Raw genomic sequence first — 20,979 nt, 5'->3', positions numbered from 1 at the left:
TGCGCAATGGGACCGTATTTGGGCCCCGGGACCCTTGGTTATCTCTCGTCACTCCCCGTACCGTCCGCAGATCGACAGCGGAACCGGACCGGGAGGGACCCCCTATGTCGAACAACACGCTGGCCAGGTTGCGGAAGCGGTACGCGGGCAAGGGTGCGAGGGATCGCGGGCAGACGGCGTTCGAGTACCTGGGGATCATCCTGGTGGTCGTGGTGATCATCGGGGCGATCGTCGGTACGGGTATCGGGCAGGCCATTACCACCAAGATCACAGGCGCGGTCGCGAGTATCACTGCGGGGAAGTGAGGCAGCAGGGGCTCCGGGACGAGCGGGGGCAGGCGTTCCCCGTCTACATCATCGTGGTGGTGGGCCTGCTCTTCGCCGCCCTGGCCTTCTTCGTCGTGGGGCAGGCGGGGGTCACCCGCAGCAATGCGCAGGGTGCTGCTGACGCTGCTGCCCTCGCCGCAGCCGGGGAGGCCAGGGACAACACCTTCTCGGGACTCGACCTGCTCAGCCTCACGCCCGCGGACTGGGCGAAGCTCGTGCACGGTGACCTTCTCACGGGGCGGGGAGCGTGTGCCAAGGCGGCCGAGTTCGCGGCTCTGAACGATGCCGTTGCCGAATGTGAGGCAGCCATCCCGGAAGTCAGTGTCACCGTGACCACGAACGGGACCGTCGGGGAGTCGGTGGTGCCGGGCACTGAGGGCGTTCACGGCAAGGCCACTGCCAAGGCCAGCATCAAGCCCCGCTGTTCACTGGCTTCGGCCCCGGCCCCTCCGTCGCCCACGCCGACCCCGGACCCGACGTCCAGCCCGAGTCCGAGCCCGAGCTCCACGCCCGGGCCGGGAAGCGTCAAGTTCGTCTGCGACGGGGAGTCACTCACTTTGGACCTGGCGCATCCGGGCTCACTGAGCAAGCTGGCGAAGGCGCTGTTCACGGTCCGGCTGATCGATTGACACGTACACGAGATAAGGAAGCTGCATAGATGAGCACTCGGCGCTCGGCGAAGATCCGTGGGGGAGCGGCTGCCGTATCCGTGGCCGTGCTGGCGCTCACGGTGGCGGGCTGCGGTGGGGGAGGCGATGACAAGCCCAAGGCCGCTCAGGACCCGTCAGCGGCACCCCAGGGGGACGCGCCGAAGTCGCAGGCGCCGACTGGTGGTTCCAAGCCCACGCCGACGGTGGTGCTCGCCACTGCCAACGGTGAAGCCGGCATGACGTTGACCATCAACAAGGCGGCACGTGACGCCGGTGGATTCCTGACGGTGGAAGGTCAGCTGAAGAACACGGGCACAGCTCCCTACGTCAACACGGCACCGTGGCGCGGCAACGAACTCAACTCCAGCGGCGTTTCGGTTGCCGGCGTGACCTTGGTCGACAAGGCCGGGAAGAAGCGCTACTACGTGCTCCGGGACACCGATGGGAGGTGCCTGTGCACCACGGGGCTGGCCATCATCGAGCCAGGCCAGTCCGTCCCGTTCTTCGCCCAGTTCCCGGCGCCACCTGCCGCCACCATGGAGGTGGAGATGAGCCTTCCCACCTTCGCCACGGCCACCGTCAAACTCTCCGGGTGACCCCATGACACACCGCCACCGCGTAGCCGCAGCCACAGCCGTCGCCGGGCTCGTCATCGCCGGCACCCACCTGATCGGCGCCACCGCCGCCTACGCCGACGACCCCAAGCCGTCCGTACCACCCGGCACGGAGCCGTCGGCCGCCGCACCCGTACCCATCGACTCCAACGCCCCCGGCCTCAAGATCCCCCAGGGCGGCACCCTCGCCCCCATCAAGGTGCTCGACATCGCCGAGGTCGTCGAAGACCTCGGCGGCGAGCAGCGCCGCCAGGAGACCAACCAGAACGTCATGATGGCCCTGCAGTCCGAGGTCCTCTTCCCGGAGAACAGCGCCGTTTTCAACGCCCAGGCCGCATCCCGCATTCAGGCCATCGCGCAGGAGATCAACACCCAGAAGGCCACCCGCATCCGCGTCTTCGGCTTCACCGACGACCAGGGCAGCTACGAACACGGCAAGGAGCTCTCCAAGCAGCGCGCCGACGCCGTCCAGGCCGAGCTGGCCAAGACCGTCACCAACCCCGGCGTCACCTACGACGTCCGCGGCTACAGCGAGGACTACCCGATCGCCGACAACAGCACCGAGGAAGGCCGCAAGAAGAACCGCCGAGTTGAGATCACCTTCCCGCGCGGCGCGGCCGGCTAGCCGGCCGGTCCCCCATGGGCCCCGTCGCCCGCAGTCGGGCCTGGACGGCGGGGGGAAGATCCCGGGCACCGGCGAGGGCCCTGCGAAGAGCGGCCGGCGCCGCCGCTGAACCCGCGTGCCGGGGCGGGGCCCTCAGATGGGGTGCGGGGGGACCATCAGGTTGTAGATCTCCACGATCTTCGTGTCGAACTGCGGCGTCCCGAGTTCCTGCGCGGCCGGGATGAGGACCTCCTCCAGGAAGCGCTGGTAGTCGTCCTCCGACTCCCACACGTCGATGACCACCCACCCGTCCGGGTCGCCGGCCATCGCCGCGTGGGCGACGAGTCCGGCGGGCGGCTTCGTGACGTCGGGCATGACGCGGTCGTGCAGGGTCTGGTAGAGATCCCGGTCCCAGCCGGAACCCGTGTTCTGCACCAGAACGGCCATGGCGACCCCTCTCCTCCTGATCGCCCCCGGGTACGACGCTACGCCGCCGGGCGCCGGGCGGCGAGACGGCCCGGGTCAGCCATCCAGCAGGTGGTCCGCCTTGCCGGCCTTGATGTCCCGGATCAGCGCGGAGAGCGCGGCGCGGCTGTCCGTGAGGGGGCGGTCTTCCTGTCCCGCGACGGCGATGTAGCTGTTGCCGTCCCCGTCCACCCCGATCCGGTAGCAGTTGTTCCCTGCGCCGCAGTACGGCTCTTCCCAGCTGACGTCGGACATGGCTCTCACAGTTCCTTTTGGACGTGATGGATGAAGTCCCGGGATGCCGAGGCGTCGAGCGCGTTGGCGTCCATCCAGCTCAGGTGGCTCCGGTACTGCGACAGTTGGTCCTCGGCATGCATGAAGTCCGGCCCGTGGGCGGTGTCGAGTTGCGCCGTGTCGAGCTCGGGAACGACGCCTTCGGCGTACAGCAAGGCGTGTCCGGCTCCGGGGAAGATGCCGTGGGAGATGGGCAGGACGCGGATGGTGACGTGGTCGGCGGCGCTCCGCTCGCCCAGGTACTCCAGCTGCGCGCGGGCCGCCTGCCGCCCGCCGAACTGCATGCGCAGGGCTGTCTCGTGCACGAAGCCGGTGTAACGCACCGGTTCGGGGCGGTCGAGTACGCACCGCCGCTCTTGGCGGTGGGCGACGCGGAGTTCGACCTCCAGGCGGGGCAGGGCCGGAAGGAACGCACCGAAGATGGCGCGTGCGTAGTCCTCGGTCTGGAGGAGTCCGGGGATGTGCACGGTCTGGATCGTCTGCAACCGCGTGGCGTGCCATTCGAGTTCGGCGATGTCGAGCATGCCCGCCGCCAGCCTGCCCCGGTACTGGGCCCACCAGCCGCGTGTTCTCGTCTGCGCCATCGCGGCCAGGCCGTCGAGATAGGCCGCGTCCGTGCAGCCGTAGTGGACGGCGAGGGTGCGCAGGCGCTCGATGCTCAGGGTTCGTACGCCCGACTCGATGTTGGGGATCTTGCCCCGGTCGACTCCGATCAGTCCGGCCGCGAACTCGGCGCTGACGCCGGCGCGCAGGCGCATCTTGCGCAGCTCGGCCCCGAGCCTTGCTTGACGGTACGTCGGCGACGTCCTGGGTGGCATGAGGGCAGTCTGCATGGAACCGCCCGCCCGGTCCAGAAGGGGTGCGGGCATCACCAAGTTTGTGGCGCAGGCATCACCGACTGCTCTACAGTCGGTAGCGCACCGCTCACTCAGGGGAGTCGAAGTGCATCGCCGCAGCATGCCTCGGCCTCGGCGACGAGCCACCCTCCCCGCCCGCGTGAGCCAGCCGTGCGCGTCGAGCTTCCGATGCCAATCCGCCGTCACTGCAGACGACTTGGGAGCCGAAGATGCCCATTCCGCCCAGCCCGCTGAACCCCTTCACCGCGAACCTGTACGCCCCGCCCGCCTCCTGCCCCGTCGCCCCCGAGGGCGACCCCGCCGGGCCGCCCGGGCTGTCGTGCAGCGTCACGCTGCCCGCCTCCGCCCGGTCCGCCGGGATCGCGCGGCACGTGGTGCGGGCCGCGCTGCGGGCCTACGGGCTCGATCCGCTCGAACCGACCGCCGTCCAGGCGGCCTCCGAACTCATGGGCTCCGCCTGGCGGATGGACCCGTACGGGGAGATCTATCTCTCCCTCCGCCAGCGCGAAGACGCCCTCCGCCTGATCGTCTACGACGGCCACTCCGCGCACGCCCACCCCCGCCTCGCCGCGCTCTGCGAGGCCCGACGCCGGGCCACCCTCCGGGTGTTCGCCGCGCTCGTCCGCGACCACGGCGGGGAGTGGGGCGTCGGGCCCTCCCGGGAGCCCGGCGGCGGGACGCGGACCTGGGCCACGCTGCCGCTGCTGGCCCGAGCGGCGTGAGCCGCTGACGTTTGTCACTTTCATCCCGCCCCAACTCGCCCCAGGGTGAAAGGAGATGGGCGTGTCGACGGGGAGTGGGGAGCGGGCGAGTGGCTGCGACGGAGTGGGTGACGGGGGCGGTGACGGCAGGGCCGGGCAGGGTCGGTGCCGTGAAGGTGCTGGTGCGGTCGCTGGCGGAGGTGGTCGTGCGGCGGCCGGCGGTGCCGGGGGTGCGGCACTCGGGCGGGGTGCGGCAGCTGGTGCTGCCGCTGGTCGCCGTCGAGTTCGTGACCTCGTTCCTCGTGTCCTCGATGGTCCCGCCCCCGCTCCGGCCCGCCCACGCGGCGCTGGAGGTGCTGCTGATCGTGGGCGGGCTCGCCCTGGTGGCCTCCCTGGTCCGGCATCCGCACCAGGTGGACGCCGAGCGGCTGGTCCTGCGCACCGGGTTCCTCGGGGACGTGGCGCTGCCGCGCTCGGCGGTCCGGTCCGTGGCGCCGGTGATCCGTACCGTGGACGGCCGGGGGCCGCGGCCCGTGCCGGGGGAGCCGGACGCGGTGGCCTGCTCGGTGAGCGACTCGCTGGACGTGGCCGTGCACCTGGACCCGCCCGTACGTCTGGACCTGGGCGCCGCCGGGGTGGTCGACGCCAGGACCGTGTATGCCTCGGCCGACTTCCCCGCCGCCCTTTCCGCGGCCCTGCGGGCGGCCCGGTAATTCCCTCCGGATTCGCCTGCCGCATGAATTCGGCGCGAAAATGCGCGTGCGGAACGTTTCCGCATGCGGGGCGTCGCGTCCGAGGTTTGGATCTGCCCTGCGCAGGGGTGCGGCGCAGGGCGGACTCGGTGTGTCGGGCCGTGGATTTTCAGCCATCCATGCAGGTGGGGCGGGGTGTGATGGGGTGGCTGTTTTGCGCCCCGGAGGGGGGTTGATCGGCCAATCGCCGGTCATCGGATCATCCGGTGACTGCTCGTTCCGGGTGAAGGGTCCGTCCAATCCAATTGACCGTCCGGTGGCCGCTGGTATCAATTTCCATGTGCTCGGATCCGAGCCGGATAACCCCCTCCTTTTGGCTTGAGTGAATCACTCCTGCCTGCGCAGAGAACGGAATCCGCATCATGGCCGTCGCCCTCCGCAAGACGCTCGCCCTCGCCGCGCTCGCCCTGACCGCTTCCCTCCTGCCGGCCGGTACGGCTGGCGCGGCGGGCGCCGTCCAGCAGGCCGCCGTTCCCGGCCGGTACTGCCTCGCCAACGCCTGGGACACCCCGAACGTGTCCACGAAGCCCTGCGACGCCGCGGACCGGGGCCAGCACTGGACCGTCTCGGGCCACCAGATCGCCCTCACCAACGCCCGCGGCTACTGCCTGGCCAACAACTGGGGGACCCCGGACGTCTCCACGAAGCCGTGCAACCCCAACGACCAGGGGCAGTACTGGAACGTCGACGGCCAGAAGATCTCCCTCGCCTTCGCCCCGGCGTACTGCTTCGCCAACGCCTGGGGGACCCCGAACCTCTCCACGAAGCCCTGCGATGCCGCCGACCGCGGGCAGAACTGGGTGGTCTTCAACGACCAGATCAGCCTCGCCCTCGCCTGACCCCCGCTCCCGCGCCCGGCGCCGCCCGCCCCGGGCGCGGGACCCCCGGCCTGGATCCGGGCCCCGGCGGCTCGTCGGCCGGTCTCGGCGATCTAGGGTGTGCGGGTGAATCCCTCCCCATCGCCACGGATACCGGCCAACGAACTCCGACCCGGCCGCCATTGGTACGCCACGGCGGGCGTGATCGCCGTCGTGCTGATCGTGACGGGCGTGGTCATCGGCGCCTTCCGGTTCGACGCCACGACCGACGCCGTGGACACCGGCCACCGGTTCGCCGGCGGCGAAGCCGTCACCCTGGGGCTGGAGCCGGGGAGCGAGAAGTCCCTCTGGATCAGGGACGAGGAATTCGGCCCGCCCGCCGAACCGAAGTGCACCATCACCGGGCCGGGCGACCCCCGTCTCACCGAGCCGCGGATCGACGTGTTCCTCACCCGTCACGAGACCTGGAACCCGCTCCACACCATCGAGGTGTCCCAAGCGGGCGACTACCGCATCGCCTGTTCCTCCCCGGCCTCACGCGCGTACGCCATCGGGAACTCCGGAGGCTACTTCGCGCTCGCGGGATGGCTGGTGGTGGCCATCGCCCTCCCGATCCTCGGCGTCACCCTCGGCATCGTCATCGCCCTCGTCACCGCCGTCCGCCGCCGACGCCACCGCAGGCGATTGCTCGCCGGACACCACGACTCCGGCGGGGGCGCGGCCCCGGTCGGAAACACGCCCCTCGGCACGGTCTAATCCTCCACCACCACCGGCATGAGCATCGAGTACGTCTCCGCGTCGTCGCTGCGGCTGATGGTCAGCGGCCTCGGGCCGGTCCCGGCCTCCAGGACCAGGCGGTCCCGGTCCGCCGCGGCCAAGGCCTCCAGCAGGAAGGCGCGGTTGACGCCGACCCGGTCCCCGGCCGAGGCGTGCTCGCGGACCGACACCGTCCCCCCGTCCGTCACCTCCAGCACGCTCACCTCGTACGCCGCACCGTCCTGCTCCCGCACCTGGCTCCGTACGGGGCCGGCCAGCAGCGCCTCCCGGAACGCGGGCACGTCCACCGGGGCCCGCCGCCCGGCCGGCAGCCGCGAGAGCCGGCGGTAGTCGGGGAAGCCGGTCCCGCCGCACCGCCCGCCCGCCTGCCGCTCCCCGGCCTCCAGGACCACCCCGTCCCCCTCGATACGCAGCTCCGCGGACCCTTCGGCACCGAGCAGCGCCCGCATCGCGTCGACCAGCGGGGACGGGACGACGGCCTGGACGCGGGAGCCGTCGTACCCCCCGGCGCCGGTGACGGCGGTCGCCGAAACGGCCAGCCGGTACCGGTCGGTGGCGACGACCCGCAGCGTCCCGTCCTCGGCGTCGAACAGGACGCCGCCGAGCATCGGCAGCTCCGGGTCGGTGCTCGCGGCGAACCGGACCGCGTCCAGCGCGGCGGCCAGCCCGGGTGCGGACACGGTCAGGCGGACGGCGGCGGTGTGCGGGTGGGCGAAGGTCGAACTCATCGGGGTCTCCCTGGCGTCGAGAAGGGTGCGGACCGTGGAGAACGCGCGGCGGGCGTCGGAGAGCCCCCGCTCCAGCCGGAGCAGGTGCTCCGAGAGCAGCTTCAGCACCAGGGCGGTGTCGGACCCGGACCAGCCGGCCGTCACCAGCCGGATGTCGGCCAGCGGCATGCCGGCCCGCCGCAGGTGCGCCAGCAGGCGCGCCTCGTCCAGCTGGCCGGGCCCGTACCAGCGGTACCCGCTCACCGGGTCCACCCAGTCCGGGACCAGCACCCCGGCTCCGTCGTAGAACCGCAGGGCGCTCACGCCCAGCCCGCTGTCCCGGGCCATCTCACCGATGCTGCGCATCTCGTTCTCGTTCTCCACGCCCGGAACTCTCGTCCCTCCACCAGGTCGAGGGTCAAGCCCGCCGGGTGCCGTCATGATCATTTGTCGCCGATCGGCGCCGTAGGGTGGGGGGATGGAGACGGAAGCGGAGCCGGAGCGGCGGCGGGAGGCGGCGGCGGTGGACCGGCCGTTCGTCCTCGCCCTCGTGTGCGCGGTGCTCGCCGCCGTCGTCGGCTGGACCGAACTGATCCTGGTCGTGCCGGGGTGGGTGCTGCCGCACTGGGTGCTCGGCGGGATCCTGCTGCTGGCCGCCGCAGCCGTACGGATTTACCGGCTGTCGCGGCGGCGCCCCCCGGCGCGGGCCGTGACCGGATGGTGGTGGGCGGCGTTCACCCTGCCCGTCGTGGTGGCCGCGACCGGCATCGGGCTCGGCGGGCTGGGGGACGTGGGGGCCGAGTACCGGGTGCTGGAACCGGCGGGGCCGGACGGCTGCCGGGCCGTGGTGCGAGAGAACTCGTTCCTCGTGATGGGCGACGGCAGCGTCTACGCGGTGAAGGGGTTCGGCTTCGCCCTGCCGGGCAGCTCCTGGACCGCCGACGACAACATGCGCCCCGTCGCCGCAGGCCGGTACGAACTGGAGTGGGGCGAACGGGCGGGGGTCCTGACGCTGCACGGCCGCGAGGGCGACCCCGTGATGCCGGCCCTGCACGGGGTCGACTGCCGCTGACGGCCCGTCGGGCAGCCCGCCGAGTCCGGGACGGTCGTGCATGTGATCGAAGCCGTTCGCCGACCTCAAGGCGAAGCCGGAGAGCGCCCGCGACGACGCGGTCGCCGCGGGCATGACGGTGTCGGCGGGTCAGAGCCGCAGCAGTACGCCGCGCCAGGTCCAGCCCGCGCCGAGGACCGCTCGTTGCAGGGGTCCCCGCATGTCCTGCGTGGCGAAGCGGAACGTCTCGGCCTTGTGCCGGCGCCCGTCCGGCCCGGCCTTGACCTCCCACTGTCGGTACACCTTGTCCGCCGGCCCGCGCCCGTACTGCCTGCGGGCCCCCTCGGACGACGGCTCCCAGCGCTCCTCGAGGACCCGCACCTCGTGCGCCGCTGGGTTCAGGCGCATCCGGGTCCTCAGGGTCAGGTCCAGGGGCGGGAACTCGAACTCCGCCACCAGGTCGGCGCCTTCCTTCGCGGAGCCCTCGCGCACGCTGAACCGTGCGTCCGGACCGCTGACCGCGAGGAGCGCGGCCCGGACCTCCGCGGCGGGCCGTGCCGGGGTGCCGGCGCGCGGGTGCCTGGTGCCGGTCCACCTGTCCTTGAAGCCCACGGCTACGTCCCCGTCCCGGTGTCCGGCCGTACGCTGCGCACGAAGTCCTGGAACTCTCCCAGGACGGCGTCGTGCTGTGCCGCGGTGGCGGTGAGGGTCAGCCTGATCACGGCGCTCGCGAGCGGGTCCGCGACGTCCGTCAGCAACAGGTACACCTGGGACTGGACGAGGTCGCGGCGGGTGCCGCCGGCGACGGCCGAGAGCGACAGGCGCTGGACCAGGGCCGGAGCGTCCGCCGAGCCGGCCTCGCGGCGGTCGGCCACCTCCACCCGGGCGGCGGTGCCGCGCAGCCGTTCCACCGACGCGTCGGCCAGCTCCGCCAGGGTCGGGGGCGCGACGGGGAAGCCGCCGTCGACGGTGATGTTGGCGGCGTACCCGGCATCAGGTCGCGGATGCACCGCGGCGAAGGCCACCCCCTCGGCGTCCAGCCCGTCCGGTTTGGCGGGGAGCCAGCCGTCCGGCAGGGAGAATTCGATCGGCACGGGCAGTGTCGCGGGCATTCGGGGCCCTCCTTCCACGGTTCGCGCGTGGTCCTCGGGAACGTACATCAGTCGAACCATCCGCCGACGGCGTGGGCCGCGTCGCCCAGTGCGTCGGCGGCGTCGCCGAGGGCGTCGGATATCTTGCCCGGATCGATGGTGATCTCCAGACCCACCTTGCCGCCGACGATGGGGGAGAGCCCCGCGTCACCGCCGATCTTCCACTTGCCGGTCTCCTCGTCCTTCTTGTAGCCCCACCAGGCCTCCGCTCCGGGGCCGGCCCATCCCTCGGCGTTCACGCCGACGCCGATGCCGAAGGCCTCCGCGCCCCCGGCCAGGGTCCCCTTGGCCCCCGCGAACGCCTTGGCGCCGACGGACAGCTCGTCCTTGGTGGCCTTGGCGCTCACACCCGCCTCGGCGCCCGCGAAACCCTCGGCCCGGCCGTAGTCCCCGACGTAGCCGTACTGGGCCCGGCCCTCGGCCAGTCCCCGTACGCCCGCGGACGCCTCGGCCTTGGCGTTGGCGCCCTGCTCGGTGAGGCCGAAGTTCGCGGTGGCCCTGCCGCCGCCGTAGGCGTCGGCGATCCCGGACAGCTTCAGGTCGCCCAGGGCCGTGTCGCCCTGGGCGGTCTCGTGGAAGAGGTCCGCGTACGCCTTGACCGAGCCCTCCTTGCCGTACTTGGGGCCGGTGACGGTGACCCCGGTCTTGCCGTTCGGCTGCGCGCCGGGGCCGGGCTCGTCCGGCTTCATGGCCTTGGTCAGGTCGCCTTCGGCGCCCGCGTTGAACCCGCTGAGGCTCGCGTCGGCGCCCTTGCCGAAGGCGTCCTTGTTGCTGTCCGTACTGGCGCGGACCAGGGCCACCTTGACGCCCTGGTCGAGCTCCGCGACGGCCTTCACCCGGTCGTCGACGTGCCGCTGCCACTTGGTGACGGCATCGGCGACCGTCTTCTGGCCGTCGGGGTCGTGGTGGTAGGCGCTGCGCTCGGCCGGGGTGAGCCTGGCGTAGTCGAAGGCGACGCGCCCCTGCTCGGACACGGTCATGCCGGCGGCGATCGCGTCGTCCCGCGCGCTTTCGAGCTTCTTCCTGAGGTCGGTGAACCTCTCGTGCGCGTCGCGCAGCAGGCTCGCGACCGCCTTGGCCTGGACCTGCGCGGCCGCGTACTCGTAGCGGGTCGCCTCGAAGCGGGTGCGGGCGGTTCCGGCGCTGAGGCCCTGCCAGTCCGGGCCGACGGTGACCGTCTGGACGGTCTCCTTGTAGCGGGTCTCGACCTTTCCCAGTTCTCCGGCCATGGCCTCCCACTTGCCCGCGGCCGTCGTCAGCAGGCCCAGGTCGGTGGTCATGACCTCGTAGTAGTCCAGCGCCACCGTTCCCCCTAGAGGCCGTTCAGTTTCGAACCGGGCGTCAGGAAGCTGCTGCCCGTGCCGATGTCGTTGCGTGCGAAGAGGCCGGAGGCACCGCGCAGGGAGGCCTTCTCCGCCGACAGGCGGCCCATCAGCGCCTTGACCTGCCGGTCCCAGGTGTCCGCCAGGGTCTTCAGTCCGGCTGCCGTCTCCCAGCCGTCGAAGCCCTTCACGGCGTTGCCGGTGGCATCGTCGGCGTGCTCCGAGGCCTTCCTCGTGTTCGGCTCCAGCTCGGTCTCGATGACGCCGGCCGCCGCCTTCTTCTGGGCCGGCGTCGAGGCGAAGTCCCCGGGTGCGCCGAGGCCGCCCGCGCTGCCGCGCCCGGGGGAGGAGGGCTCCGGCGGTACGTGGTTGAGCCGCATGCCGGCCACCGGGTCCTGGTGGGTGGTGTCCTCTGCCATGTCCTGCGCTCCCCCCCGTCGGAAGAGTCCGATCATATGCACGGCAACTTCCGCCCGGCCATCAGCCGTTACCGGGTCATGACAGTCCCTCAACCGGCCCGGTGTGGCCCACGAGATCGGCAGCTGGTTCGACTGATGTACGTTTCCGCGGAAGGAGGTTCAGGGATGCCCACGACACTGCCCGTGCCGATCGCGTTCACGCTGCCGACGGGCCGGCGGCCCGTTCCGGCCCAGCGGATCACCTTCGCGGCCGTCGCGGACGACGTCCGCCGGGACCAGTACGACAGCGTCCTGGCGGACTTCCAGGACTTCGTGCGCACCGTGCGCCCGGACGACGTGGCGGAGGACTGACCATGGGCCGCCTCTGGGACAAGGTCACCGGCACCAAGTACCCCGGCAGGGGGATCAAGCCCCTGCCCACCATGGAGCTCCGGGAAGCGCTGCTCGCGCTGGGCGGCCCCGACGCGCCGTTCCGCGTACGCCATGCCTTCCCGAAGGAGAAGGCCGACCTGGTGGCGGAGCGCCGGATCGCGAAGCTGGACCTGACTGTCAAGATCCGGCTTCGCCTGGTGCCCGGCACCCGCGAGGTGCGCACGCTCGAAGAGCAGTGGGGCAACCTCTCGCACGAGTACTCCGGCAGCAGGCAGTACGGCCGCGGGGGCTCGACCAGGATCGCCCGTGAGTGGGAGTTCCAGAAGGGCCCGGACGGCCGCCGGCGCCTGGTCGAGACCTTCCGCTACGACTCCCGGGACATGAAGGACCCCCTGCGGAACACGGTCCTCGCCGCGGGCTGGACCTGGCGAGGCGTCCTCTTCAGGTGGTGACCGGCCCCCGGCCGGCTCAGCCCGCCGCCTTGAAAGCCGTCGTGTCGATCTCGCACGAAAAGGGGGCGGGTACCGGCAGGGGGGTGCCGAAGGAGACCGTCCTGTGGGCGCGGTAGCCCTGCGGGGAGGGGTCGGAGAAGCAGGTGATCTCTTCCTCCTGCATGTCGACCACGAGGTACACGGGCACCAGCCGGCCGTAGACCTGGAGCTTCTCCTGCCAGTCGGCGTCCCTGGTGGAGGTAGACGTGAACTCCGCGACGAGACTCAGGGCCTCCCCGTCACCGTGCCGCTCCTCCGTCAGGAAGGCGGCGCGGTCGACGACGTAGAAGTTCGGTCCGTAGGCACGGCCGACTGACGGGAAGCTGAACAGGAAGGGCGCGGAATCCGCGACGTGGTCTTCGGGGGCGTGCCTCCCCAACTGCTCCCGCAAGCTGAGCATGGGCCGCATGCACCGCAGCTCCGGCCAGGGGGAAACGATGATCTTTCCCCGGATGAGTTCGGCCTTGTAGCCCTCCGGGGTGTCCATCTCCTCGACCGTGCGCAGCATGTTCTCGAAAGCCGGGTCTCGATGGGGCTCGGCCTCCGCGGGCCGGTTCCGCTCACGCATGGCTGTCACCGTAGTCCTTCGGGCGGCGCTGCGCCCCGGTGTCTCAGCCCGCCGCCTCCAGCAGTCGCAGCGCGGCCTCGCGGGCGCGGAGGGCCGGTTCCGGGCCCGGGGTGAGGGCGGCGACCACCGTGGCGCCCTCGGCCAGGATGAGGAGCTGGTCGGCGAGGGCGGGGGAGTCGGTCAGGGTGCCCAGCAGGGAGCGCAGCTCCGCCTTGTGGCGGCGTACGACGTCCAGCACCGCCGCGGGGCCCGCGCCGAGTTCCCCGTACGCGTTGAGGAAGGCGCAGCCGCGGAAGTCCGGCTCCGAGAACCACCGCGCCAGCCAGTCGAACACCGCCGGAACCGGTTCCCCGGCCCCCGCCACCGCCTCCCGCAGGCCGCCGATCCAGCGGGCGTCGCGCCGCTCCAGGTAGGCGGCGACCAGGGCTTCCTTCGCCGGGAAGAGGCGGTAGAGCCGCTTGAGCGGCACGCCCGACTCCGTGCGGATGCGGTCCATGCCGACGGCCTGGATGCCCTCGGCGTAGAACAGCGCCTCCGCCGCGTCGAGCAGTCGGGTGCGGGCCTCTTCGTCGTCCATGGGGTGAAGGGTAGTTCAGAAACGCTTGCGGTGAGAACGTTCGTTCTCTACCTTGAGAACGAACGTTCTCCGATCTTCGATCTGCGATCCGAGAGGAACCCGCCGTGCTCAAGCCCCCGTTCACCGAGGAGACCGCCCGCGCCAAGGTCCAGGCGGCCGAGGACGCCTGGAACACCCGCGACCCCGCGCGCATCGCCCTCGCCTACTCCGAGGACTCCGTCTGGCGCAACCGCGACCGCTTCCTCACCGGCCGCGCCGAGATCCGCGCCTTCCTCGCCGAGAAGTGGGAGCGCGAGCTGGACTACCGCCTGCGCAAGGAGCTGTGGGCGTACACCGGCAACCGCATCTCCGTCCGCTTCGAGTACGAGTGGCACGACGCCGGCGGCCAGTGGTGGCGCAGCCACGGCAACGAGCAGTGGGAGTTCGATGACGACGGCCTGATGCGCCGCCGCGAGGCCAGCATCAACGACGTCCCCATCGAGGAGTCCGAACGGCGGCTCCGCGCCTGACCGGCCGTGTCCGTCCCGTACCCTCCTGCCCCGTTTCGGTAGCTTGGCGTGGCGTACGCGCCGGGCGGTGCGCGCGGGCAGGAGGTGCAGGCCGGTGCCGGAGTCCAAGCGCGGGAAGCGGGCGGCGCGGGCAGCCGGGGCCCTCGACGAGCGGCTGCCACTGGCGGAGCTCACCCGCGGGGTGCTGCGGAAGGTGTTCCCCGACCACTGGTCCTTCCTGCTGGGGGAACTGGCCCTCTACAGCTTCGTCGTCCTGATGCTGACCGGCGTCTACCTGACGCTCTTCTTCGACCCCTCGATGCGCGAGACCCCCTACCAGGGCTCGTACGAGCCGCTGCGCGGCGTCCTCATGTCGCAGGCCTACCTCTCCACACTCCGCATCAGCTTCGACGTCCGCGGCGGCCTGCTGATCCGCCAGATCCACCACTGGGCGGCGATCGTCTTCCTCGCCGCCATCGGTGCGCACATGCTCCGGATCTTCTTCACCGGCGCCTTCCGCCGCCCCCGCGAGCTGAACTGGGTGATCGGGGTGACCCTGTTCATGCTGGCGATGCTGGAGGGCTTCGCCGGCTACTCGCTCCCCGACGACCTGCTGTCCGGCACCGGGCTGCGCATCGCCCAGGGCGTCATGCTGTCCGTCCCCGTCGCCGGCACCTACCTGAGCTGCCTCGCCTTCGGCGGCGAGTTCCCCGGCCAGGACATCGTCCCCCGCCTCTACCCGGTGCACGTCCTGCTGGTCCCCGGCCTGCTGCTGGGGCTGGTCACCGTGCACCTGCTGCTCGTGTTCCACCTCAAGCACACCCACTGGGCGGGCCCCGGCCGCACCGCCCGCAACGCCGTGGGCCTGCCCTTCTTCCCCCAGTACCTGGCCAAGTCCGGCGGCCTCTTCCTCGCCGTCTTCGGGGTCCTCGCCGCGCTCGCCGCCGTCGCGCAGGTCAACCCCATCTGGGTGTACGGGCCCTACCGCACCGACCTGGTCTCCGACGGCTCCCAGCCCGACTGGTACATCGGCTTCCTGGAGGGCGCCCTGCGGCTGATGCCCGGGGTCGAGACCCGCGTGTGGGGGCACACCATCTCCTGGAACCCGCTGGTGACGGCCGTCCTCATGCCCGGCCTGATGTTCACCGTGCTCTACGCCTACCCCTTCTTCGAACGCTGGATCACCGGCGACACCGGCGAGCGGCACCTGTGCGACCGCCCCCGCGACCGGCCGGTCCGCACGGCCCTCGGCGCGGCGGCCCTGTCCTGGTACGCGGTGCTGCTCCTCGCCGGGGCCCAGGACATCCTGGCCTTCGTCTTCGCCCTGCCCCTGCCCCCGCTGACCTGGACGCTGCGCGCCGCCCTCTTCGCCGTGCCGGCGGCGGTGTTCTGGCTGACCCGGCGGCTGTGCCTGGCCCTCCAGTCGCACGAGCGGGAGCTGCTGACGGAGGGCGCGGAGACCGGTCTGGCGGTGCAGGACGCGGAGGGCGCCTTCCACCCGCGCTACGAGGCGCTCCCGTCCGGCGAGCGGTACGCCATGCTCGCCCGGGACCTGCCCGCGCCGCTGGAGTACGACGGCGACCCCACCCGGCCCCTGCCGCGCCGGGTCCTGAACCGCACCCGGGCGGCCGTCAGCGCCTGGTTCCACCGTGACCGCGTCCCGTACCCGCTCACCCCGGAGCAGCGCCGGAAGGCCGCCGCCGCCCTCGCCGGCCCGGACCGGCCCGAGCCCCCGGAAGCCGTCTGAGCTACTCCGGGTGGTCCAGGTTCTGGAAGGCGAAGCCGAGGACGCCCGGCAGCAGCACCCCGAAGCCGATCAGGCACAGCCACAGCCCCTGCACCACGCCCAGCCCGACCAGCGCGCTCCCGGCCGCCGTCAGCACGGGGTAGAGGCTGCGGGCCGGGAAGAAGACCCGCCGCCCGCCGGCCTCCCGCACCTCGGCGTCCGCACGGTCCTCCGGGCGTTCCCCGCCCCGCCGGTGCTGCCGCCACAGGAAGGCCGCGACCAGGGCCGACATCACGAAGGACACGCAGAGCGCGGCGATGCCCGCCGGCTCGTCGGACAGCCACGCGTAGACGGCGGTGGTGGCCCCGAAGAACAGGGCCGTACCGGTGAAGAGCCAGGCCTCACCTCTCAACGGGCACCTCCGGGTGGTGAAGGTCGAAGGCCGGGGATTCCGAACGGATCCGGGGCAGGGCGTGGAAGTTGTGCCGGGGCGGCGGGCAGGAGGTCGCCCACTCCAGGGAGCGGCCCCAGCCCCACGGGTCGTCGACGGCGACCGGCTCGCCGTACCGCCGCGTGCGCCACACGTTGTAGAGGAACGGCAGCGTGGACAGGCCGAGCAGGAAGGAGCCGATCGTGGAGACGGTGTTGAGCAGGGTGAACCCGTCGGCCGCGAGGTAGTCGGCGTACCGGCGGGGCATGCCCGCCTCGCCCAGCCAGTGCTGGACCAGGAAGGTGATCTGGAAGCCGGTGAACAGGGTCCAGAAGTGGATCCTGCCGAGCCGCTCGTCCAGCATCCGCCCGGTCAGCTTGGGCCACCAGAAGTAGAGGCCGCCGAAGGTGGCGAAGACGATCGTGCCGAAGAGGACGTAGTGGAGGTGGGCGACGACGAAGTAGCTGTCGGTCAGGTGGAAGTCCAGCGGCGGCGAGGCGACCAGCACCCCGGTCAGCCCGCCCAGCAGGAAGGTGACGAGGAACCCGATGGACCACAGCATCGGGGTCTCGAAGGAGAGCGAGCCCTTCCACATGGTCCCGATCCAGTTGAAGAACTTCACCCCCGTCGGCACCGCGATCAGGAACGACAGCAGGGAGAAGAAGGGGAGCAGCACGGCGCCGGTGGCGAACATGTGGTGGGCCCACACGGTCGCGGACAGGCCGGTGATGGCGATCGTGGCCCCGATCAGGGACACGTACCCGAACATGGGCTTGCGGCTGAAGACCGGCAGGATCTCGCTGACCACGCCGAAGAACGGCAGGGCCACGATGTAGACCTCGGGATGCCCGAAGAACCAGAACAGGTGCTGCCACAACAGTGCGCCGCCGTTCGCCGGGTCGAAGACGTGCGCGCCGAACTTGCGGTCCGCCTCCAGGGCCAGCAGGGCGGCGGTGAACACGGGGAAGGCAAGCAGCGCCAGGACCGAGGTGAACAGCACGTTCCAGGTGAAGACCGGCATCCGGAAGAGCGTCATGCCGGGCGCGCGCAGGCAGATGACCGTGGTGATGAAGTTGACGGCGCCCAGGATCGTGCTGAGCCCCGCCACCGCCAGCCCCATCACCCACAGGTCGGGGCCCGTGCCCGGGGAGAACACCGCCCCGTTGAGCGGGGCGTACGCGAACCACCCGAAGGCGGCGGCCCCGTCGGCGGTGAGGAACCCGGAGACCACCATCAGCCCGCCGAAGAGGTAGACCCAGTAGGTGAAGGCGTTCAGCCGGGGGAAGGCCACGTCGGGCGCGCCGATCTGGAGCGGCATCACCGCGTTGGCGAAGCCCGTGAAGGTCGGCGTCGCGAAGAGCAGCATCATGATCGTGGCGTGGATGGTGAACGCCTCGTTGTACTGCTGGTTCGAGAGGATCTGGAGCCCGGGGCGGGCGAGTTCGGCCCGCATGACCAGGGCGAGGACGCCGGCGAAGAGGAAGAAGCCGAAGGCCGTCGCCAGGTAGAGGTTGCCGATGGTCTTGTGGTCGGTGGTCGTCAGCAGGCGCAGCACCGCGGAGCCCTGCCGCACCCGCCGCTCGGTCCGGGCCGCGTGGTCCACCGCTGTCATCGGGCCTCCAGGGAGCGTCGCCGCCGAGCGTGCACCCCCATGCCCTACCGCCTCCCCGCCCGGCCGCCGCCGCGCCGCGCCGCGTGCCGGGAGCCGGTGCCGCCGACCGGGCGATGCCGTCCGCCGCCCGGACGGGCCGGGACGCGCGTCCCGGCCTAGTCTGGGGGAGGGGGCGACTCCCGAGGTGGTGTGCGATGTCCGAAGAGACGAACAGGTACTGGGCTTCCGGGAACTGGCAGGTGCGCGCGGGCCAGGAGGCGGAGTTCATCCTGCGCTGGACGGAGTTCCTGACCTGGACCAACGGTTCCGTCGACGGGTTCCTGCACGCCCGGCTGATCCGCGACCTCAACGAACCGGGCCACTTCGTGTCCGTGTCCCGCTGGACCGACGTGCAGGCCATGAAGGACTGGCAGTCGATGCCCGAGTTCGCCGAACTCTTCGGTGCCTGCCGGGCCCTGTGCGAGGACATGGCCAGCGGCGTGTTCGAACTGGCCATGGCCGTGGACAGGTGATCGGCTGACACAATGCGTGCATGACGCATGAAGACAAGACCGCCGCGGACGAGGCCGCTTACGGCAGGGACACCGCCGCCGGCCTGTCGGCCGGAGTGTCCGTCGGCCTCCTGCTCGGGCTCCTGGTGTTCGACAACATAGGCCTCGGCCTGGCCCTCGGCTCCTCCCTCGGCATCGCCGTTCCGGCACTGCGCCGGACCCTCGCCGCGAAGCGCGCGGCCGACCGGGAGGGCGGCGACGGGGCCTGAGTCCCCCGCCCGGCCCGCCGCCGGCGGCTACGCGTCGCCGTGGTGGGCGCGGGTGATCAGGTCCGTGGCGACGTCCAGGGCCGCCAGCCGGGTCTCCTCCGGGTCCCCCTCCACGTGCTGGAGGAACATCATCCCCGCGTGCAGAGTGAACAGGGCGCTCACGCAGCGCACCTGGTCCGCCAGCGGGCCCTCGTCGTTGCGCAGCAGTTCCACCAGGGTGAACAGCCGGCGCTTGACCGTCTCCCCGATGCTCAGCTCCCGCATCGTGGCCTGGTTCTCCTGCATGAAGCGGTACAGCGGGGCGCCCGCCGCCATGGCCTCGCTGTAGCGGCGCAGGATCTCCCGCTTGGTCTCCAGCGTCTTCGGCTGCTGCTGCGCCCACTCGATCAGCTCGTCGATCGGCCGGGTCAGGTCGTCGAAGACGCTGATGATGATGTCTTCCTTGGTCTTGAAGTGGTAGTACAGCGCCGCCTTCGTGACCTCCAGCCGCTCCGCGATCTCCCGCAGCGAGGTCTTCTCGTACCCCTGCTCGGCGAAGAGCTCCAGTGCGACGTCCTGGATGCGCTGGCGCGTGTTGCCACGGCGCGGCTGCTGCGGACTGGTGCTGGACATGGCTCTCCCCGAGTACTTACTTGACGCCCGGCTAGTGACGGGTCTACCTTCCCCAGTGTAGTGAACTAGCCGGGCGACAAGTAAGTACCCGGCGCAGTTGCGTGTGAACGGGGAGTGGACATGGCGGAGAACACCAAGCAGGCAGCGGGCGCCGAGGAGGTGAAGCCGCGCAGCGTGCGTGTCGTCCTCATGGCCCTCATGATCGCAATGCTGCTCGCCATGCTCGACAACATGATCATCGGTACCGCGATGCCGACCATCGTCGGCGAGCTCGGCGGCCTCGAACACCTCTCCTGGGTGGTCACCGCCTACACCCTGGCCACCGCCGCCTCGACGCCCATCTGGGGCAAGATCGGCGACATGTACGGGCGGAAGGGCTCCTTCCTCACCTCGATCATCATCTTCCTCGTCGGCTCCGCGCTCAGCGGCATGGCCCAGGACATGGGCCAGCTCATCGGCTTCCGCGCCGTCCAGGGCCTGGGCGCCGGCGGTCTGATGGTCGGCGTCATGGCGATCATCGGCGACCTGATCCCGCCCCGCGAGCGCGGCAAGTACCAGGGCATGATGGCCGGCGTGATGGCCCTCGCCATGATCGGCGGCCCGCTGGTCGGCGGCACCATCACCGACCACATGGGCTGGCGCTGGTCCTTCTACATCAACCTCCCGCTCGGCGCCGTCGCCCTGGCGATGGTGAGTGCCGTACTGCACCTGCCCAAGAAGGCGGGACAGGGCGAACGCCCGAAGATCGACTACATCGGCGCGGCCCTGCTGACCATCGCCATCACCTCCACCGTCCTCGTGACCACCTGGGGCGGCACCGAGTACGCCTGGGGCTCCGCCGAGATCATCGGCCTGATCGCCGTCGGCGTCCTGTCCCTCGCCGCCTTCCTCTACACTGAGACCAAGGCCGCCGAGCCGGTCATGCCGCTGCACATCTTCCGCAGCCGCAACTTCACCCTCATGTCGGTGATCGGCTTCCTCGTCGGCTTCGCCATGTTCGGCGGCGTGCTCTACCTGCCGCTCTTCCAGCAGGCCGTCCAGGGCGCCTCCGCCACCAACTCCGGCCTGCTGCTCCTGCCGATGCTGCTCTCGATGATGGCCGTCTCGCTCGTCGCGGGCCGGATCACCACCAGCAGCGGCAAGTACAAGGTGTTCCCGATCGCCGGCGGCGCGCTGATGGTCGTCGGCCTGTTCCTGCTCGCCACCATGGACACCGGCACCACCCGCCTGGTCTCCGGCCTCTACATGGCCGTCCTCGGCGCCGGTCTCGGCTTCCTGATGCAGATCACCATGCTGGTCGCGCAGAACAGCGTCGACATGAAGGACATGGGCGTCGCCTCCTCCTCGGCCACCCTCTTCCGCACCCTCGGCGGTTCCTTCGGCGTGGCCCTCATGGGCTCCCTGTTCACCTCCCGCGTCACGGACACCATGTCCGAGCGGCTCGGCCCGCAGGCCGCGCAGTCCGCCGGCGCCGCCCAGCTGGACGCGGCGAGCATGGCCAAGCTGCCCGAGGCCGTGCGCGACGCCTACCAGCACGCCGTGGCCGCCGGTACCCACTCGGCGTTCCTGCTGGGCGCGGCCGTGGCCGTACTGGGCTTCGTGCTCGCCTGGTTCGTCAAGGAGGTCCCGCTGCGGGGCGCCGGTCCGGCCCCGGCCGGCGGCGAGCCCGCCAAGGCCGCGCAGGCCCCGCAGGACTCCTTCGCGCACTGAGCCGCCGACCGCCACCCCGTTCACCGACGAGGGGGGGGGGGGGGGGGGGGGGGGGGGGGGGGGGGGGGGGGGGGGGGGGGGGGGGGGGGGGGGGGGGGGGGGGGGGGGGGGGGGGGGGGGGGTGG

29 protein-coding genes are annotated in these 20,979 nt (G+C 71.4%); 16 read left to right on the top strand and 13 right to left on the bottom strand.

Annotation, left to right across the window (positions count from 1 at the left end):
• Positions 1 to 104 precede the first annotated feature (104 nt).
• The 4 genes from AC07A6_RS35840 to AC07A6_RS35825 are packed head-to-tail and all read left to right on the top strand — an operon-like array spanning position 105 to position 2,215.
• A complete protein-coding gene (locus AC07A6_RS35840) occupies positions 105 to 305 on the top strand; it encodes a hypothetical protein (RefSeq protein ID WP_285341866.1) in 201 nt (66 codons plus the stop codon).
• Positions 302 to 955, top strand: coding sequence for a pilus assembly protein TadG-related protein (locus AC07A6_RS35835; RefSeq protein WP_478779899.1), 654 nt, complete (start codon positions 302 to 304; stop codon positions 953 to 955). Before AC07A6_RS35840 ends, AC07A6_RS35835 begins: the two co-directional genes overlap by 4 nt.
• A gap of 29 nt (positions 956 to 984) precedes the next feature.
• Positions 985 to 1,572 carry a hypothetical protein gene (locus AC07A6_RS35830; protein WP_386271377.1) on the top strand — a complete coding sequence of 196 codons (588 nt, stop codon included), beginning with the start codon at positions 985 to 987 and terminating at the stop codon, positions 1,570 to 1,572.
• A gap of 4 nt (positions 1,573 to 1,576) precedes the next feature.
• Positions 1,577 to 2,215, top strand: a complete 639-nt coding sequence (locus AC07A6_RS35825) for an OmpA family protein (protein WP_478779898.1) — start codon at positions 1,577 to 1,579, stop codon at positions 2,213 to 2,215.
• 132 nt (positions 2,216 to 2,347) lie between these two features.
• On the opposite strand, the gene AC07A6_RS35820 is transcribed toward AC07A6_RS35825, so the two are convergent.
• The 3 genes from AC07A6_RS35820 to AC07A6_RS35810 all read right to left on the bottom strand — a co-directional run bounded on the left by AC07A6_RS35820 (position 2,348) and on the right by AC07A6_RS35810 (position 3,771).
• On the bottom strand, positions 2,348 to 2,641 hold the full coding sequence (locus AC07A6_RS35820) for a hypothetical protein (RefSeq protein ID WP_478779897.1): 294 nt from the start codon (positions 2,639 to 2,641) through the stop codon (positions 2,348 to 2,350).
• A gap of 75 nt (positions 2,642 to 2,716) precedes the next feature.
• Positions 2,717 to 2,914: a hypothetical protein gene (locus tag AC07A6_RS35815; protein WP_478779896.1), complete on the bottom strand. Its 198-nt coding sequence runs from the start codon at positions 2,912 to 2,914 to the stop codon at positions 2,717 to 2,719.
• A 5-nt stretch (positions 2,915 to 2,919) separates the two neighbouring features.
• Positions 2,920 to 3,771: a helix-turn-helix domain-containing protein gene (locus tag AC07A6_RS35810; protein WP_478779895.1), complete on the bottom strand. Its 852-nt coding sequence runs from the start codon at positions 3,769 to 3,771 to the stop codon at positions 2,920 to 2,922.
• Positions 3,772 to 4,019: 248 nt separating this feature from the next.
• Between AC07A6_RS35810 and AC07A6_RS35805 the strand changes: the two genes are divergently transcribed.
• The 4 genes from AC07A6_RS35805 (at position 4,020) to AC07A6_RS35790 (ending at position 6,837) form a co-directional block, all read left to right on the top strand.
• Entirely contained in the window at positions 4,020 to 4,532 is a 513-nt protein-coding gene (locus AC07A6_RS35805; RefSeq protein ID WP_478779894.1) for an ATP-binding protein, read from the top strand.
• Positions 4,533 to 4,621: 89 nt separating this feature from the next.
• On the top strand, positions 4,622 to 5,224 hold the full coding sequence (locus AC07A6_RS35800; RefSeq protein ID WP_478779893.1) for a hypothetical protein: 603 nt from the start codon (positions 4,622 to 4,624) through the stop codon (positions 5,222 to 5,224).
• A gap of 401 nt (positions 5,225 to 5,625) precedes the next feature.
• Complete coding sequence (locus AC07A6_RS35795) at positions 5,626 to 6,102, top strand: ricin-type beta-trefoil lectin domain protein (RefSeq protein ID WP_478779892.1); 477 nt, start codon at positions 5,626 to 5,628, stop codon at positions 6,100 to 6,102.
• Positions 6,103 to 6,207: 105 nt separating this feature from the next.
• The gene (locus tag AC07A6_RS35790) at positions 6,208 to 6,837 is read left to right on the top strand and encodes a hypothetical protein (RefSeq protein ID WP_478779891.1); all 630 of its coding nucleotides are present in this window, start codon (positions 6,208 to 6,210) and stop codon (positions 6,835 to 6,837) included.
• On the opposite strand, the gene AC07A6_RS35785 is transcribed toward AC07A6_RS35790, so the two are convergent.
• Positions 6,834 to 7,931 carry a DNA polymerase III subunit beta family protein gene (locus AC07A6_RS35785; protein WP_478779909.1) on the bottom strand — a complete coding sequence of 366 codons (1,098 nt, stop codon included), beginning with the start codon at positions 7,929 to 7,931 and terminating at the stop codon, positions 6,834 to 6,836. The genes AC07A6_RS35790 and AC07A6_RS35785 overlap by 4 nt on opposite strands.
• Positions 7,932 to 8,043: 112 nt before the next feature.
• Here AC07A6_RS35785 and AC07A6_RS35780 point away from each other — a divergent pair, with 112 nt between their 5' ends.
• Complete coding sequence (locus tag AC07A6_RS35780; RefSeq protein ID WP_478779890.1) at positions 8,044 to 8,637, top strand: hypothetical protein; 594 nt, start codon at positions 8,044 to 8,046, stop codon at positions 8,635 to 8,637.
• A gap of 129 nt (positions 8,638 to 8,766) precedes the next feature.
• Here AC07A6_RS35780 and AC07A6_RS35775 read toward each other — a convergent pair whose 3' ends face one another.
• The 4 genes from AC07A6_RS35775 to AC07A6_RS35760 are packed head-to-tail and all read right to left on the bottom strand — an operon-like array spanning position 8,767 to position 11,508.
• On the bottom strand, positions 8,767 to 9,228 hold the full coding sequence (locus AC07A6_RS35775) for a hypothetical protein (protein WP_478779889.1): 462 nt from the start codon (positions 9,226 to 9,228) through the stop codon (positions 8,767 to 8,769).
• Positions 9,229 to 9,230: 2 nt separating this feature from the next.
• The gene (locus tag AC07A6_RS35770; RefSeq protein WP_478779888.1) at positions 9,231 to 9,728 is read right to left on the bottom strand and encodes a hypothetical protein; all 498 of its coding nucleotides are present in this window, start codon (positions 9,726 to 9,728) and stop codon (positions 9,231 to 9,233) included.
• A 47-nt stretch (positions 9,729 to 9,775) separates the two neighbouring features.
• Entirely contained in the window at positions 9,776 to 11,071 is a 1,296-nt protein-coding gene (locus AC07A6_RS35765; protein WP_478779887.1) for a hypothetical protein, read from the bottom strand.
• A gap of 8 nt (positions 11,072 to 11,079) precedes the next feature.
• A complete protein-coding gene (locus tag AC07A6_RS35760; protein WP_478779886.1) occupies positions 11,080 to 11,508 on the bottom strand; it encodes a hypothetical protein in 429 nt (142 codons plus the stop codon).
• Positions 11,509 to 11,673: 165 nt separating this feature from the next.
• Here AC07A6_RS35760 and AC07A6_RS35755 point away from each other — a divergent pair, with 165 nt between their 5' ends.
• Positions 11,674 to 11,859: a hypothetical protein gene (locus tag AC07A6_RS35755; RefSeq protein ID WP_478779885.1), complete on the top strand. Its 186-nt coding sequence runs from the start codon at positions 11,674 to 11,676 to the stop codon at positions 11,857 to 11,859.
• Between the two features lie 2 nt (positions 11,860 to 11,861).
• Positions 11,862 to 12,332, top strand: a complete 471-nt coding sequence (locus AC07A6_RS35750; protein WP_478779884.1) for a hypothetical protein — start codon at positions 11,862 to 11,864, stop codon at positions 12,330 to 12,332.
• 16 nt (positions 12,333 to 12,348) lie between these two features.
• On the opposite strand, the gene AC07A6_RS35745 is transcribed toward AC07A6_RS35750, so the two are convergent.
• Both AC07A6_RS35745 and AC07A6_RS35740 read right to left on the bottom strand, forming a co-directional pair.
• Entirely contained in the window at positions 12,349 to 12,939 is a 591-nt protein-coding gene (locus AC07A6_RS35745) for a Uma2 family endonuclease (protein WP_478779883.1), read from the bottom strand.
• A 43-nt stretch (positions 12,940 to 12,982) separates the two neighbouring features.
• On the bottom strand, positions 12,983 to 13,516 hold the full coding sequence (locus tag AC07A6_RS35740; protein WP_478779882.1) for a TetR/AcrR family transcriptional regulator: 534 nt from the start codon (positions 13,514 to 13,516) through the stop codon (positions 12,983 to 12,985).
• A 104-nt stretch (positions 13,517 to 13,620) separates the two neighbouring features.
• Between AC07A6_RS35740 and AC07A6_RS35735 the strand changes: the two genes are divergently transcribed.
• Together AC07A6_RS35735 and qcrB are read left to right on the top strand one after the other, a co-directional pair.
• Positions 13,621 to 14,025 (top strand): nuclear transport factor 2 family protein, encoded by a 405-nt coding sequence (locus AC07A6_RS35735; RefSeq protein ID WP_362468169.1) that lies wholly within the window; start codon positions 13,621 to 13,623, stop codon positions 14,023 to 14,025.
• A 94-nt stretch (positions 14,026 to 14,119) separates the two neighbouring features.
• The gene (qcrB, locus tag AC07A6_RS35730) at positions 14,120 to 15,751 is read left to right on the top strand and encodes a cytochrome bc1 complex cytochrome b subunit (protein WP_478779881.1); all 1,632 of its coding nucleotides are present in this window, start codon (positions 14,120 to 14,122) and stop codon (positions 15,749 to 15,751) included.
• 1 nt (position 15,752) lies between these two features.
• Here the strand turns inward: qcrB and ctaF are convergent, their stop codons facing one another.
• Positions 15,753 to 16,142: an aa3-type cytochrome oxidase subunit IV gene (gene ctaF / locus AC07A6_RS35725; RefSeq protein ID WP_362468173.1), complete on the bottom strand. Its 390-nt coding sequence runs from the start codon at positions 16,140 to 16,142 to the stop codon at positions 15,753 to 15,755.
• The gene (ctaD, locus tag AC07A6_RS35720; RefSeq protein ID WP_478779880.1) at positions 16,132 to 17,772 is read right to left on the bottom strand and encodes an aa3-type cytochrome oxidase subunit I; all 1,641 of its coding nucleotides are present in this window, start codon (positions 17,770 to 17,772) and stop codon (positions 16,132 to 16,134) included. Before ctaD ends, ctaF begins: the two co-directional genes overlap by 11 nt.
• Positions 17,773 to 17,966: 194 nt before the next feature.
• On the opposite strand from ctaD, the gene AC07A6_RS35715 reads away from it, so the two are divergent.
• Together AC07A6_RS35715 and AC07A6_RS35710 are read left to right on the top strand one after the other, a co-directional pair.
• Positions 17,967 to 18,284, top strand: coding sequence for an antibiotic biosynthesis monooxygenase family protein (locus AC07A6_RS35715; RefSeq protein ID WP_362468177.1), 318 nt, complete (start codon positions 17,967 to 17,969; stop codon positions 18,282 to 18,284).
• 20 nt (positions 18,285 to 18,304) lie between these two features.
• Complete coding sequence (locus AC07A6_RS35710; RefSeq protein ID WP_478779879.1) at positions 18,305 to 18,532, top strand: hypothetical protein; 228 nt, start codon at positions 18,305 to 18,307, stop codon at positions 18,530 to 18,532.
• Positions 18,533 to 18,559: 27 nt separating this feature from the next.
• Here AC07A6_RS35710 and AC07A6_RS35705 read toward each other — a convergent pair whose 3' ends face one another.
• Positions 18,560 to 19,144: a TetR/AcrR family transcriptional regulator gene (locus tag AC07A6_RS35705; RefSeq protein WP_478779878.1), complete on the bottom strand. Its 585-nt coding sequence runs from the start codon at positions 19,142 to 19,144 to the stop codon at positions 18,560 to 18,562.
• A 120-nt stretch (positions 19,145 to 19,264) separates the two neighbouring features.
• Between AC07A6_RS35705 and AC07A6_RS35700 the strand changes: the two genes are divergently transcribed.
• Positions 19,265 to 20,854 carry an MDR family MFS transporter gene (locus AC07A6_RS35700; protein WP_478779877.1) on the top strand — a complete coding sequence of 530 codons (1,590 nt, stop codon included), beginning with the start codon at positions 19,265 to 19,267 and terminating at the stop codon, positions 20,852 to 20,854.
• Positions 20,855 to 20,979 lie beyond the last annotated feature (125 nt).

The sequence above is a fragment of the Streptomyces sp. NPDC044002 genome, from assembly GCF_056434525.1.
Note: the sequence above shows the minus strand (reverse complement) of the source record. Positions and strands in the feature narration are given on the sequence as shown.